This window comes from Parapedobacter sp. (assembly GCF_035556095.1).
Classification (GTDB): domain Bacteria; phylum Bacteroidota; class Bacteroidia; order Sphingobacteriales; family Sphingobacteriaceae; genus Parapedobacter.
The window spans coordinates 27,924-41,916 of record NZ_DATMFT010000025.1 but is presented as its reverse complement, the minus strand read 5'-3'; the positions used below and the strand labels follow the sequence as shown (position 1 = coordinate 41,916).

Annotated in this window: 11 protein-coding genes; 5 read left to right on the top strand and 6 right to left on the bottom strand. The window is 50.8% G+C overall.

Features of this window, described 5'->3' with window-relative positions; genetic code table 11:
• The first annotated feature begins 43 nt into the window (after nt 1–43).
• Nucleotides 44–610, top strand: coding sequence for a hypothetical protein (locus VNQ80_RS15915; protein WP_325640433.1), 567 nt, complete (start codon nt 44–46; stop codon nt 608–610).
• A 24-nt stretch (nt 611–634) separates the two neighbouring features.
• On the opposite strand, the gene idi is transcribed toward VNQ80_RS15915, so the two are convergent.
• The gene (gene idi / locus VNQ80_RS15910; protein WP_325640431.1) at nt 635–1,144 is read right to left on the bottom strand and encodes an isopentenyl-diphosphate Delta-isomerase; all 510 of its coding nucleotides are present in this window, start codon (nt 1,142–1,144) and stop codon (nt 635–637) included.
• Between the two features lie 42 nt (nt 1,145–1,186).
• Nucleotides 1,187–2,500 carry a nicotinamide mononucleotide adenylyltransferase gene (locus tag VNQ80_RS15905; RefSeq protein ID WP_325640429.1) on the bottom strand — a complete coding sequence of 438 codons (1,314 nt, stop codon included), beginning with the start codon at nt 2,498–2,500 and terminating at the stop codon, nt 1,187–1,189.
• A 120-nt stretch (nt 2,501–2,620) separates the two neighbouring features.
• Here VNQ80_RS15905 and kbl point away from each other — a divergent pair, with 120 nt between their 5' ends.
• Both kbl and typA read left to right on the top strand, forming a co-directional pair.
• Nucleotides 2,621–3,817 (top strand): glycine C-acetyltransferase, encoded by a 1,197-nt coding sequence (kbl, locus tag VNQ80_RS15900; RefSeq protein ID WP_325640427.1) that lies wholly within the window; start codon nt 2,621–2,623, stop codon nt 3,815–3,817.
• A 122-nt stretch (nt 3,818–3,939) separates the two neighbouring features.
• Complete coding sequence (gene typA / locus VNQ80_RS15895; RefSeq protein WP_325640425.1) at nt 3,940–5,745, top strand: translational GTPase TypA; 1,806 nt, start codon at nt 3,940–3,942, stop codon at nt 5,743–5,745.
• A 17-nt stretch (nt 5,746–5,762) separates the two neighbouring features.
• On the opposite strand, the gene VNQ80_RS15890 is transcribed toward typA, so the two are convergent.
• The 3 genes from VNQ80_RS15890 to VNQ80_RS15880 all read right to left on the bottom strand — a co-directional run bounded on the left by VNQ80_RS15890 (nt 5,763) and on the right by VNQ80_RS15880 (nt 12,307).
• Complete coding sequence (locus tag VNQ80_RS15890; protein WP_325640423.1) at nt 5,763–7,247, bottom strand: RagB/SusD family nutrient uptake outer membrane protein; 1,485 nt, start codon at nt 7,245–7,247, stop codon at nt 5,763–5,765.
• Between the two features lie 144 nt (nt 7,248–7,391).
• On the bottom strand, nt 7,392–10,574 hold the full coding sequence (locus tag VNQ80_RS15885) for a TonB-dependent receptor (protein ID WP_325640421.1): 3,183 nt from the start codon (nt 10,572–10,574) through the stop codon (nt 7,392–7,394).
• 131 nt (nt 10,575–10,705) lie between these two features.
• A complete protein-coding gene (locus tag VNQ80_RS15880) occupies nt 10,706–12,307 on the bottom strand; it encodes a Na+/H+ antiporter (protein WP_325640419.1) in 1,602 nt (533 codons plus the stop codon).
• Nucleotides 12,308–12,468: 161 nt separating this feature from the next.
• Between VNQ80_RS15880 and VNQ80_RS15875 the strand changes: the two genes are divergently transcribed.
• Nucleotides 12,469–12,945 (top strand): DUF4293 domain-containing protein, encoded by a 477-nt coding sequence (locus tag VNQ80_RS15875; protein ID WP_325640417.1) that lies wholly within the window; start codon nt 12,469–12,471, stop codon nt 12,943–12,945.
• Nucleotides 12,942–13,439: a hypothetical protein gene (locus tag VNQ80_RS15870; RefSeq protein ID WP_325640415.1), complete on the top strand. Its 498-nt coding sequence runs from the start codon at nt 12,942–12,944 to the stop codon at nt 13,437–13,439. Before VNQ80_RS15875 ends, VNQ80_RS15870 begins: the two co-directional genes overlap by 4 nt.
• On the opposite strand, the gene VNQ80_RS15865 is transcribed toward VNQ80_RS15870, so the two are convergent.
• Complete coding sequence (locus VNQ80_RS15865; RefSeq protein ID WP_325640413.1) at nt 13,440–13,976, bottom strand: DUF2892 domain-containing protein; 537 nt, start codon at nt 13,974–13,976, stop codon at nt 13,440–13,442. It lies immediately after the preceding gene.
• Nucleotides 13,977–13,993: the final 17 nt, after the last annotated feature.

The window sequence follows — 13,993 nt, the reverse complement described above, 5'->3', positions numbered from 1 at the left end:
GTTATCAGGGAATATTCCGATTTTTGCAGAAATAACGAGAGCGATGCACGAGATAGAGCCATACTACCGCTGGAGGGATGATTACATCGCTGCCGAAGACGAACTTTCCCCATTTTATGGTGTGGAGTACAGTGAGTTTGAGTTTGATAAACAGGTTTACAACTTTTTACTGCACCCACAATGGGATAGCTTCGGATCCAACACGCTGTACCTGAAAGTCTTGTTTGCCGACTACTCCCGAAATTACGCCATCATCGAGTTGATAGGCGAATGGAATGATGCCATTTATAACGATATCATGCTGCTAAAGCGCGAAGTGATCGATATCATGGTGAGTGCGGGTATCCATAAATTCATTGTCATCGGCGAAAACGTACTGAATTTCCACGCGTCAGACGACTGTTATTATGAAGAATGGTTTCAAGATATCGAGGACGGATGGATAGCGGGCATCAACTTCCGGGACCACGTGGTTGATGAGTTTAAATCAAGCAATATCGACTACTTCATTAATTTCGGTGGTGTACTAGACGACCTGAACTGGCGCAACCGAAAGCCATTACAAGTGTATAAAGCAGTTGAAGAGCAACTGACCAAACGGCTATATTGAGTCGGTAGAATGCATATCCCTACGCTAAAACACGTCAAATACCCGCTGGTAGATTAACTTGAACCAAGCGGTGTAAGTATCGGGGCGCGTAAGGACTTCGTGCTCAATATCCGATTGGCTCAACCAGCGGTAATCGGCAACTTCCGCCGGATTCGGGGCGGGAAAGCAATTGCTATGACCGATAAAAACATGGTCCAGTTCGTATTCCGTTAACCCATTGTCAAAGGCTGCCCGATACTGGAATGTGAAGGCAAAGGCAAGATCGGCTTCCATGCCCATCTCTTCGTATAGCCGACGGTGCGCGGCGTCCATTGCGTGCTCGCCCGGTGCCGGATGACTGCAACAGGTATTGGTCCATAGATTAGCACTGTGGTATTTGTGCGAAGCACGCTTGTGGAGCAGCAACCGGCGTTGGTCATCAAAAATAAAAACGCTGATGGCACGGTGCAGTAGCCCTTCACGGTGCGCAGCCAGCTTTTCCATCGTGCCTATGGCGCGGTCCTGTTCATCAACCAATATAACCTGATCTTCCATAATTCTCACCTCAATAAATCGTCACATCACTATACCTCCACATCAAACGGTCTTCACGTGCCGTTCGTCGTAGTCCTCAATATCGATAATATACTTGTTCTTAACCAGAAAATCAAACAACGGGCGCGCTTCGGGCGATACCGGCATATTCGACGTGGTAATGATTTGGTTGTGCTGCTTTTGGAGATAAGGGTAGGCGTATAGTTTAACATTCTTGCTGAACAGTCCACTAACGTAAGACAGCAGCTCATCGGTATAATTGCCTTGCGTATACTGCTTGGAATTGAAAATATTACGTAGGTTCGATATGTTCGTGGAGATGCCTACATTACGTGGCTTGAACTGTGCCAAATATTCTGCTAAATAATGGTTACGTGTAAAATTGGACACGAGGATATGGTTGCCCGTGCTGCACAGGTATTCGGCGCGTTCTGCGAAGTAACACAAGTCATCGGAGGTAAACTCCGGTGCACGGTCGAGCACATTGCTCATCAGCACCTCGATCATAACCACGAGGTTATCGTCCTTAATACCCAGGTTGCGCTTGAACTGGTCTACCGCCAAATTGAACAGGTCAAAGTTGGGATTGGATCGCTGCCGATATTTAGTGCGCAGAATCATGATGTCCTTCTTATACAGGAAGTCTTTGCTCTGGTATGCCAATCCGTCGGGGTTGAAAATCGCTGCTTTGGAAAAACCTTTAGCAATAAGGTAAAGGTTGATGAGCCGTTCGTTCACACCCTCGAAAACCGGCCCGTTCACCTTCACCAGATCGATCTCTACAGATCCGGGCGAGAGATTGTCGGCCAACGATTCGATCATCGTCTGCACATCCCGGGTATAATAATATGCCGCGAAAACGAGGTTGACGCCCAATATGCCCAATACTTTCTGTTGCAGTAAGTTGTCGCTATCCAGCAACCGCACGTGGAAGATGATGTCATTCGAGGCACCCCCTACCTCATGCTGGAAACGGAGACCCACCCAGCCGTGCGGTTCGTTCGTTTTGCTGAAATTGAGTGCCGATACCGTGTTGGCAAAAGCAAATAGCCGTTTATGCTGGTATTTTTCGCCCACAAGCCGCTCGGTGAGTAGCTCGTATTCATGCGCTAGCATTTTCTTTAGGCGTGAGAGACTAACATATCGGCCTGAATCCTCGGCACCATAGATGGCGTCGCTGAAGGCCATGTCATATGCCGACATGGTTTTGGCAATGGTGCCGGATGCCGCGCCCGCATTGAAGAAATTCCGCGCTACTTCCTGGCCGGCGCCGATTTCGGCAAAGGTGCCGTATATTTTCTCATTGAGATTGATTTTTAACGCTTTCCGCTTGGTTTCATAGATTTCACGTGCCATCCGGCAAAGATAGACATTGCCAGCGATTTTGAATTGGCGATTTAATTTTCGACTTTTGACGGAGCACACACGCTTACACCCGACATTTATGGTATAAGGCGTTCACGACTCACGACTATTATGTATAAAACCCTCCAACCTGTATTGAAGCAAGAACTTCAAGCCATCAAAGAAGCCGGCCTCTATAAAGAAGAACGGGTGATTGTAACGCCCCAGGGGGCTGATATCTGCATCGGAAGCGGCGATGAGGTCATCAACTTCTGCGCCAACAACTACCTTGGACTATCATCGCACCCAACGGTGATCGATGCCGCCAAGCGTGCTATCGACAGCCATGGCTACGGGATGTCGTCGGTACGGTTTATTTGCGGCACACAGGATATCCATAAATCGTTGGAAACCAAAATCTCTGAATTTTTAGGTACGGAAGATACCATCCTCTATGCTGCTGCGTTTGATGCCAATGGGGGGGTATTCGAGCCCTTGTTTGGTGCCGAAGATGCTATCATTTCCGATGAACTTAACCATGCGTCCATCATAGACGGTGTTCGGCTTTGTAAAGCACAACGATTCCGCTACAAGAACTGTGACATGGCCGATCTGGAAGCACAACTCAAAGCGGCAGGAAATGCGCGCCACCGCATCATTGTTACCGATGGTGCATTCTCGATGGACGGCAGCGTAGCTCCGCTGGACAAGATTTGCGATTTGGCGGACAAGTACGAGGCGTTGGTTATGATTGACGAATCACACTGCACAGGGTTTATCGGTAAAACCGGTCGTGGTACACATGAGCTGCACGGGGTTATGGATCGCGTAGACATCATTACGGGCACGTTGGGTAAAGCGCTCGGTGGCGCTTCTGGTGGCTTTACTTCCGGTAGGAAGGAGATAGTAGATATGCTGCGGCAGCGCTCCCGGCCCTATCTGTTTTCGAATACCTTGGCGCCAGCTATAGCGGGCGCGTCCATTGCCGTGCTCGACATGCTCAGCGAAACGACCGAGTTGCGCGACAAGCTGGAACACAATACGAAATATTTCCGCAAAAAAATGACCGAGGCAGGGTTTGATATCAAACCGGGCGTACACCCCATTGTGCCGGTGATGCTTTACGACGCACCGTTGGCCCAGGAGTTCGCCGCCCAGATGCTGGCTGAAGGGATCTATGTCATCGGTTTTTATTACCCCGTTGTGCCGAAAGGGAAGGCCCGCATACGCGTACAGCTCTCAGCCGCCCATGAGCAGCACCATTTGGAGCGAGCAATAGGAGCATTTACGAAAGTGGGTAAAAAACTGGGGGTCATAGCGGCAAGATAGCCCGTCGCCGTAGTTCTCCGGTGCGGGTAATCAAGCACTCTTCGCACAAAAAATCACAAAGGCAAACAGATTTTGGTAGAATTTCCTTACCTTTGCACCCTCAAATTTAATACCCGCACGGGATGCAGAAAATTAGAAATATTGCCATTATCGCCCACGTCGACCATGGTAAAACAACGTTGGTTGATAAAATCCTCCACTTCACCAACCTTTTCCGGGAAAATGAACAAGCCGGCGAACTCATATTAGACAACAACGACCTCGAGCGCGAACGCGGCATTACCATCGTTTCCAAAAACGTAGCCGTAAAATACAAGGATGTCAAAATAAATATCATCGATACGCCGGGCCACGCCGACTTCGGCGGTGAGGTGGAGCGCGTGCTTAAGATGGCCGATGGCGTTATCCTACTGGTCGACGCCTTTGAAGGTCCGATGCCACAGACACGCTTCGTGACCCAAAAAGCGCTCGCCTTGGGTCTCAAGCCCATCGTGGTAGTCAATAAGGTAGATAAAGAAAACTGCCGCCCTGACGAAGTGTATGAAGCGGTGTTCGAACTATTCTTTAACTTGGACGCTACCGAAGAGCAGCTTGATTTCCCGGTGCTGTACGGCTCCTCAAAACAAGGGTGGATGGCTACTGATTGGAAACAGCCGGCCGACGATTTCACCCCGTTACTGGAGGCGATATTGGAGCATATTCCCGCCGCCCCTTACCAGGAAGGCACCTTACAAATGCAAGTGACCTCATTAGACTATTCTTCTTTTGTAGGTCGAATTGCTATCGGCCGTGTTGCCCGTGGTATCATCCGCGAAAACCAACCGGTTTCCCTCGTTAAGCGCGATGGCAAGATTGTGAAATCACGTGTAAAGGAATTACATACCTTCGAAGGCCTCGGTCGTGTGAAAGTGCAGGAAGTAAAGGCCGGTGATATCTGCGCCGTGGTCGGAATCGAAGGGTTCGATATCGGCGACACCATAGCCGACTTTGAAAATCCCGAACAGTTGGAGGTGATTCAAATCGATGAGCCTACAATGAACATGCTCTTTACCATCAATAACTCGCCATTCTTCGGCAAGGAGGGTAAGTTCGTAACGTCACGTCACCTCCAAGAACGCCTGTATAAGGAGATGGAGAAAAACCTCGCCCTCAAGGTGGTCCCCACGGATTCGCCCGATTCATACCTGGTGTATGGAAGGGGCATCCTTCACCTGTCTGTATTGATTGAAACAATGCGCCGCGAAGGCTACGAGTTACAGGTCGGGCAGCCACAGGTAATCATCAAAGAGATCGATGGCGTGAAGTGCGAACCAATTGAGACGCTCGTCGTAGATGTGCCCGCTGAGGTATCTGGCAAGGTGATTGAGTTGGTAACCCAGCGAAAAGGTGAACTGCTCATCATGGAGACCAAAGGGGATATGCAGCACCTTGAGTTTGACATTCCGGCGCGCGGTATTATCGGCTTGCGGAATAACGTGCTGACCGCTACGGCTGGTGAGGCCGTGATGGCGCACCGTTTCAAAGCCTATGAACCCTGGAAAGGGACCATCCCCGGACGCTTGGCCGGCGTATTGGTTTCGATGGAAAAAGGACAGACGACAGCTTACTCAATCGATAAGCTGCAAGACCGTGGCCGCTTCTTTGTCGACCCCGGGGTAGATGTCTACGAAGGGCAGATTGTGGGTGAGCACATACGTGACAACGATTTGGTTGTTAACCTCGTGAAAGGTAAGCAATTGACCAATATGCGGGCTTCCGGTAGTGATGACAACGTACGCATCGCCCCGGCCATCAAGTTTTCGCTCGAAGAATCAATGGAGTACATCCAAGCAGACGAATACATCGAGGTAACCCCAAAGAGCATCCGGCTGCGCAAGATCTACCTCACCGAAAACGAACGGAAGATCAACGCAAAGAAATTCCAATAACTGGCATCAGACCCCGGCTAATAGTCGGGGTTTGGTGTTAATGCCGGGTTGGTCCTCAACTCACTTGCCGGAATCGGCATGAGCAGGTAGTGGGGTTCAAAACTAAACTGCCCGGCGCCTTCTTCGGGCTGCGCCAAAAACGCATCCATGATTTCAGTAGCTTTTTCAGGGCCTTGGCGCACGATGTCGAACCAGCGCAACGCCTCGCCTGCAAATTCCAGTCGCCTTTCCCTAAACACCGCCTCGCGGAAAGTTCCCTGATCGGGGAGGTCCGATGACGAAAGGCTGTCTATCCCCGCCCGGTGCCGCACGGCATTAAGCCGTGCAAATGCTTCGCCATCGGCAACATATCCCAGTTCGTTCAGTACCTCGGCATACATCAGCTGCACGTCGGTAATACGGACGATGGAGAGGTTGACATCATTGTCTTCCTTGTTGGCCGGCACGGCACCGTGTGCATACTTGATGTAAAGGAGGGTCAGGCTATCCACCACGTCGTTACTGCTGGAATACCCTTTCTGAATCGTAAAATCACGTCGCATGTCCGACGTGTCGTAAGCTCCATATAGATCGTTGGAGACAGCGACCCACGTGGATCGCCCCCCTTGGGGGAACAGCTCGGAGCGCAGGTTCTCCGGCACGAGTGAGTACACCAGTGGATTTCCTTGGCTGTTCAATCCCGATGTATACTGAATCTGGAACACATGCTCCGATCCGTTGTCGCGGGTATTGACGAAACAATCGCCAAAAGTTTCATACGGCCGAAGGCCGTCATATGCCAGGATTTCTTCGAGCAATGGTTTGGCGGATTCATAGTTCCGCATGTATAGGTAAAGGCGGGCGAGGATCGCTTTTGCTGCGAATTTGGTGACCCGCCCCAGGTTATCACCGCCCTGTTGTTCGGGAAGTACCTCTGCGGCAGCCAACAGGTCTGCAGCCGCAAACGCGAAGGTTTCAGCTTGGGTCGACCGCCGTATCGTAGCAGTCTCCTCGGTACTCATGCGACGGTCGATGATGGGCATGCCACCAAAAATCCAACCGAGCTGGAAATAGCAGTAGCCCCTGATAAATCGTGTTTCTCCGCGCATGATTGTCCGGACCAGCTCATTCGGGAAATCGCCGCCATCGATCTGATCCAATATCGTGTTAGTCCGGTTGATGACGGTCCAATAAGCAGCCCACACTCCGAGGATACGGTCGTCTCCGGCCGTGAAGCCAAAACGCGCGAGGGGATTATTAGTAGTGTTCTGTAACGTGTTGGTGTTGTCACTGAGGCTTTCCATCATCATCGGGTAGTCGAAGCCATGAACCGACCGCAATCCCCCATAAGCCCCGAATAGGGCTTGCCGGAAATCGTTTACTGTTTTATAGAAATCTTCCGTGTTGTAGGTAGACTGCGGGGTAAGCGCTAGCTCTTTGCTACAGCCCCCTGCCAGTAGAGCTGCCGCCGTTATCAGTACCGCTAGCAGATTAGTCGCTTGTATCGTTGTAAATTTTTTCATCTGTCTAAATTTGTTTTTTAATGGTGATGAAGCTATCATGATTTTTGACCGCCACTTTCTTTTTCAACGGTGTTCAAGAAGGCTTGAGCCGTTTAGTGATTCCACTGTGTGATTTTGAAAATCATGATGGTTTCATGACGTTTGCTAAAAAGACACGTTTATACCAAGAGAAAACCGCTTGGACAGCGGATATCCTCCGTAATCAGTGGCAGGCCGGGTGTTTTCTCCAGCACCGGACCCGCCCGCATTGTTGACCTCCGGATTGGCGCCGGGATACTTCGTGAACGTGTGGAGATTGTCGGCCATTACAAATACCCGGACACTGCGTACATTCCACTTCTTCAGCACGGCGTATGTAAAATTATAACCCAGTGTAATATTACGTATCCGTACGAAGGTGGCATCATATATCCATGTGTCGTTATATGCGGGGTTGACGCCCACCACGCTTGGCGTTTTGCCATCCCAAGCCATATCTATCCCTGTCGGAATGTTAGCATTGAACCGTTCGGGCTTGTAAGCATGCAGCCAGTCGCGGTACTGGTTTGTTCCCTCACCGAGGCCATTGTTGAATCCCCGCCGGCCAAGATAGAACACATCGCCGCCCCGTTGCCCCTGAATGTCGAAACTCAGATCAAATCCTTTGAAAACGACCCGATTCGACAAACCCCACAGAAAATCAGGCTGTGGGTTTCCGACAATTGTATGGTCCAGTTCGTTGATTTGCCCGTCGTTATTGATATCCACGATTTTCAGGTTTCCCTCCAGCTGCCCGTTGATGATGGGTACCCGTGGTGCTCCGGTGTCGTCAAAATCCGTAGGCAACAGTACGCCATCGGTTTTATACATGTAAAAGCTGCCCAACGGCTGCCCCACCGCCGTTGTGTAGGCATTGAAATCCTCAAGTGTTGTCAACATGATCAGTTGATCGATTCCGGGTGTCAGTGAACGTACGTAATTCCGGTTTCTGGAAAAGTTAACCGTTGTAGTCCAGCTGAAATCGTCCGTTTTTACGTGTTGCGAGGTGATTTGTAACTCGAAACCTTTGTTTTCCACCTCTCCGATATTCTGCCGTATCGTCGAGAAGCCATTTACGCGTGATATCGGCACGCTGAGCAGCAGATCGTTGGTCCGATTGAAATACGCATCTGCTGTTACCTGTATCCGGTCGTCTAAGAGCCAGATATCCAGTCCGACATCCCGCGATAACGTGGTTTCCCAGCTCAGGTCTTCATTGGCGATATTACTGGGTACCAAGCCGGTTACCAGCTTTCCGTTGAGGCTGTAGTCCTGCCTTCCCAGGAGTGAAATATGCTCGTAGTTACCGATCCGGTCATTGCCGGCCTTACCTACGGATGCCCTTATTTTGAGTAGGGAAAGCCATTCTACGTCTTGGAGGAAGGCTTCTTCATTGATTTTCCACCCGATGGACGCTGCCGGAAACAACCCCCATTTGCTGTTGGGACCGAACCGCGAAGACCCATCGTAGCGTGCACTGATAGAAACCAGGTACCGGTCGCGGAAGAAATACTGCGCCCGTCCGAAAAAAGAAGTGGTGGCGCTCTCCCCGATGGAAGTACTGGCCAGCGTAGGGTTATTCGCTACGTTTAGCGTTGGAATGAGATCGTTGGCATAGCCGTCGCCCGCGGCGGCCAACAAGTCTTGGCGGATATGCTCATAGCTCTGCCCAAGGAGGAGTTCCAGCATATGGTCCTCGCCCCAGTCGGGGCGGTATGTCGCCGTGTTCTGGATGCTGAACACATAATTATCCGTGCTGGATGCATACCCTTGGGCCTGTGCCCCCTTGTTTACATTTGCGGGTGTAAACTCGTTGTAGGCAGCGTGCGAGCCGATATAGCCGAGCTGGGTGCGTAGCGTAAGCCCTTCTATCGGGGCGTAATCGGCAAAGGTGTTTAGTTGAAGCTCGTTGGCTTTAGCGCGGGCGGTCATTTCGCGGAGTCTGGCCAGCGGGTTTACATACGTCTGCGCAGGAGAGTATCCCGCAGCCTCCGTATTCTGGTCGATGTCAACCACGGGCGGCATAGCCAGGGCGTAGTGCGCATTACTCTCCTTGCCATCCGTTTCGGGATCGTTGATGAGGTTGAAAGAAGTGGCCACGTTGGCGCCCAATTTTATTTTTTCGCCAATATTGAATATGGTATTGGCGCGGAAGTTATACCGTTCAAATCCAGTATAGTGCATCACCCCGTCCTGCCTGAGGTAAGAACCCGAGACCCTGAAGGTGCCGACTTCGCCACCTCCGGATACGTCCAATGCATAATTCTGCATCGGAGCCTGCCTATAAACCACATCCTGCCAGTTATTATCGGGTAACGCGGATGGATTAAGGTAGCTATCCGGATACTGGTACTCAGCCGGCCGGGCAGTTACAGGTGCGGAAGGGTCACCACCGGTCTGCTGGAACCTGGAATCGCGCAAGTACCGGATGTAGGCCGTATATTCCTGCGTATTCATCATGGGTAGAAACCGGTCTACCTCCTGAAACCCAACGTAACTGTTGAAGTCGATATTCGTACTCCCTTCGGCACCGGATTTGGTCGTAATCACAATCACGCCATTTCCTCCTCTGGCGCCGTATATGGCGCTGGAGGAAGCATCTTTTAATACTTCCATGGAAGCAATGTCCCTCGGGTTTACATTCCGCATGTGGTCCTGAGGAATCCCGTCGATGACATAGAGTGGGTTGCTGGACGCCGTTACGGAGTTCAGCCCCCTAATTTTGATGTTTGCAGGCTTGCCCGGAGCGCCGCTGCCTTGGCTTACCCGCACACCAGCTATTTTACCAGCTATGCCGTCTTCCGTGTTGGTGATGGCATTATTTTGGAAAGCATCCCCCCGGAGTGAACTTACCGATCCCGTGAGGTTCTTCTTTCGTACCGTACCGTAGCCGATAACGACCACCTCTTCCAACACGTTGGCATCGGCATCCTGCGGTTGCAGGGTGACGACTTCTCCGTTGGCGATGCTCATCGGCATCTCAAAGGGTTCGAAGCCCAGCATGGAGAAAACCAGCATAGCCGTTGTATCTGTCTGTGACGTGATCTCGTAAGTGCCATGCTCATCCGTCAGCGTTTTGGTATCCGAATTTTGGATACTCACGGTCACGCCGGCTAGGGGTTTGCCTTCGCTGTCTTTTACCTGGCCCTTAGCCACCCGTTGAGCGGTGTCGGTCGGGATGGTATCTTGTTGGACGGGTTGTAGGAAGTGGGCCGAAAAGATAGGGGAAGCGCCCACGCAGGGGCTGCCGAATAACAGCGAACCGAAACCCACAAAGCATAACATTCGCTTGCATACACGTGCCATCATACTCGTTTGATTTAATGCCCAACCTGTTCTTTGGGCGTTAAGTATGTGTTTGTTTCAACGTATGCTGGGCAAGATAGTATACAGTGCGATAAGGGATTTTGTTTTAAATATTTCGCACGGGCACTTGGGGATTACCGTTTGTTCAGCCGCGCTTCTTCCAAGTCGAGGTTGTTCTCCAGGTCGCGGATAACCTCATCATCATATCGCTTTTCTTCGCCGATGCGGTGTAACTCGGCGCGGCGTAGCTCAAGTAGCTCCAGCGCGATCTTTTTCTGCAGTCGCCGTACCGAAGCAAGTTCCTCTTTTTTTATGTCTTCGTTCAAGGCCAATTCTGTGGCTTGGATGCTACGGACAAACTGTTCACGGATGCGGGCAATCGTTTCGTGCTTATCCATTTCGGCAGCATAATGCGCATTGAGATGTGATACCGCTTTTTTTGCCAACTGTAACCGGATAGACTCCATCTGGTCCTCGATGGGCACCACCTCGTCTACTTCATCCACCTTGAGCAAGCGGATAAACAAAGGTAGGGTGAGTCCCTGGAAGACCAAGGTTACCAAGATCACTACAAATGTGATAAATAAGATAAGGTTCCGGTGCGGGAATGGTTGCCCGTTGACCACAAGCGGAATAGCGAGTGCGGAAGCCAGTGATACAACGCCGCGCATGCCCGCCCACCCGATGATGAACGGTAGTTTCAAGCCGGGGCTCCGTTCCCGCTGCCGTACGCCGGGGCTGAGCCATCGAGGTATGAAAGACGTTGCATAGACCAATACGATACGGATAAGGATGACCATGGCCGATATCAACAGGGCATATTGAATCGCCTCCTTCCGGGAGTAGTCGCCCAGAGCCGATACAATGACCGGTAGCTCCAAGCCGATAAGGATGAATACGAAGCCGTTCAGCAAGAAGCCAACTGTTTCCCAAACCTCCTTGGTCTGCATGCGGGTATGGTAGTTGAGGTAGTCTTTCGACCGGAACGACAGGAACAGTCCGCCACTTACCACCGCCAGTACGCCCGACCATTCCAGCTCTTCGGCCACAATGTACATGATATACGGTGCGATCAGCGTAATCGGCGTCGTGATGCTCGATGATTTCGCCCAATAGCGGAGGATGAGGTATAGTACATGGCCAATGATCAATCCCACAAAAATACCCATCACCGCAAGGACAAGAAATTCGGTGGCCGCCTCCTGTATGACGAACTGCCCGGTTATCACGGCAGCCAGTGCAAAACGGAAAACCGTAAGGGAAGCGGCATCGTTTACCAAGCTTTCGCCCTCTAAAATGGTGAGCCCCCGCCGTGGCATGTTCACTCCTTTGAGTACTGAGGTCGCAGCCACAGCATCGGGCGGCGAAATGATGCCGCCAAGCAAAAAGCCCAGTGCCAAGGTAAAACCGGGGATGATATTTGCCGAGAAATACGCGATAGCCAATGAGGTGAAGAATACCAGTCCGAAGCCCATCAAGAAAACCGAGCGCCGCCATCGCCAGAAATTATTCCAAGACGTGTACCAAGCGGCTTCAAAAAGCAGCGGTGGCAAGAAAATAAGAAATATCAAATCTGGATCGACCGTGATGCTCGGGATACCGGGGATGAAACTGATGCCAAGCCCGCCGATGACCAGAAAAATCGGATACGAAATGGGAATGCGCTGGCTTAGCAGGTAAAGCAGGGCCATGGCGAAAAATAAGGCAAGTATAAGCAGGAGCTGATGTTCGATCATGGGATAAAAGTACGAATTTTCGCGAACGGCGGATGCTACGCATGTTTTCGCCCAATCGATTGGGGCAAATCTTATCCGTACTATGGGAGTGATGCGAACTTAGGCATTGTTTTTAATGGCAACAATGCCTAAGTTTGCGTTATCATTTAGTCATTGCCCTTATGATTCAGCGTATCCAGAGTGTTTGGTTGTTCTTGGCTTCGGCCACTATATTTGCTTTGTTTCTGTTCCCTTACCTGCAATATGCCGATTTAGGGGGCATGGGTAAGGCCCTGAAAGTGACGGGGGTCTACCACGGCTTGGAGGGACAAGCTGTACGGTCCGAATTTTTTATCCTCCAGACCATTGCCACGGTATTGTTGGGGTTGTTCCCCTTATACATCATATTTAAATTCCGTCAACGCAAACAGCAGGTCCAATTGATTGTATTGGAAATTGTATTGCTATTACTATTTGGGGTTTGGCTGTACGCTTCGGCTAGTTCCGCGCTCACCGAGGCGCGGCAATTCCTTTCCGCACGGAATATCGGGGTAGGGCTTTTTCTCCTGCCCGTCAGCATTGTCTTCTTGGGCATGGCCATGGGCGCCATCCGGAAAGATGAAAAATTAGTGAAATCGGCAGATCGGCTAAGAGCATGAAGCGAATAGGTTTTTTTTGGGTTGCTTTGATATTGGTTTCGCTGCCTGCGGTGCTTTTTGCCCAGGAGGGCGAAGCGGCCCCGGCTGCGCAAGATTCGAGTGGGCTGACCATGGATGGCATCCGGTTTGAAGCGACATCCTTCACCATCGATTCGGCCACGAATACCGCCACGGTTACTTTAACCCTTACTAGCTTGTCGGAACGGTCGCGCGAACTGAAGGTCAATGTGTATGGCACGCAGTTGGTCGATGACCAGCGGAACGCTTATTATTTTTCTACGATTACCATGGGGCGTGTGTCGATGCGATTTGAAGACCGCCAGAATTACCTCCATTATCTCCTGCAACCCAATAAACCCGTGCCGTTAACAATCACAGCTCAAAGCATCTCACCCGAAGCGGCTGCCATACAGGTGGCAAAAGTAGTTTTTGAAGATCGTAAAGACGAGGGTCGGTTCTTGGAAGCCTACCTGACAGCACCCACCGGAGACTAACTATCGGTACCGGATTTGCTGCCGATCCATCATTCCCATCTGTTCTTTCATCATTTTAATCTGGTCGGCCAAAAGTTTGTTTTTATCTGCCCTTTTTGCTTCCTGGAGGTATTTGGTCGCCTCCCGTTTGTTGCGTTTGGCCATGGCGATGCCGGCAAGGCTTAGTTTCGCAAGGGCCACGTTGTGCCCCATGTGCAATCCCAGTGACAAGGCTTTTTTGAAAAACTTTTCCGATTGCATAGGTGATTTCTGAGATTCCATCAGCCCCAGTAACAGGTGGTAATAGCCATGCTGCGCGCGGATAAGCTGCTTCTCGTAATTTTTGATACGGGCCAGCCATCCAGCTGCTTTGGCCATGTTCTCTTTGCGGAGGTAGAACTGCGCAATGAGCATGTTTTCATTGAAAAAGACCGTTACGAATGCCACAATGGTGACCAGGATACCCAATATACCCCATCCCCATTCACCATAGACAAACAAGGCCACGGTAGCGACCAGCAGGAGGGTAGATAAGATGATCCGAACGAGATTAGACATGTGTCGCTATTATTAGT

Excerpts from the sequence above, each read along its gene's own strand:
- VNQ80_RS15880 (WP_325640419.1), bottom strand. The coding sequence starts at position 12,307 with ATGATCGAACATCAGCTCCTGCTTATACTTGCCTTATTTTTCGCCATG.
- idi (WP_325640431.1), bottom strand. The coding sequence starts at position 1,144 with ATGGAAGATCAGGTTATATTGGTTGATGAACAGGACCGCGCCATAGGC.
- kbl (WP_325640427.1), top strand. The coding sequence starts at position 2,621 with ATGTATAAAACCCTCCAACCTGTATTGAAGCAAGAACTTCAAGCCATC.
- VNQ80_RS15915 (WP_325640433.1), top strand. The coding sequence starts at position 44 with ATGCACGAGATAGAGCCATACTACCGCTGGAGGGATGATTACATCGCT.
- VNQ80_RS15890 (WP_325640423.1), bottom strand. The coding sequence starts at position 7,247 with ATGAAAAAATTTACAACGATACAAGCGACTAATCTGCTAGCGGTACTG.
- VNQ80_RS15865 (WP_325640413.1), bottom strand. The coding sequence starts at position 13,976 with ATGTCTAATCTCGTTCGGATCATCTTATCTACCCTCCTGCTGGTCGCT.
- typA (WP_325640425.1), top strand. The coding sequence starts at position 3,940 with ATGCAGAAAATTAGAAATATTGCCATTATCGCCCACGTCGACCATGGT.
- VNQ80_RS15905 (WP_325640429.1), bottom strand. The coding sequence starts at position 2,500 with ATGGCACGTGAAATCTATGAAACCAAGCGGAAAGCGTTAAAAATCAAT.
- VNQ80_RS15875 (WP_325640417.1), top strand. The coding sequence starts at position 12,469 with ATGATTCAGCGTATCCAGAGTGTTTGGTTGTTCTTGGCTTCGGCCACT.
- VNQ80_RS15870 (WP_325640415.1), top strand. The coding sequence starts at position 12,942 with ATGAAGCGAATAGGTTTTTTTTGGGTTGCTTTGATATTGGTTTCGCTG.
- VNQ80_RS15885 (WP_325640421.1), bottom strand. The coding sequence starts at position 10,574 with ATGATGGCACGTGTATGCAAGCGAATGTTATGCTTTGTGGGTTTCGGT.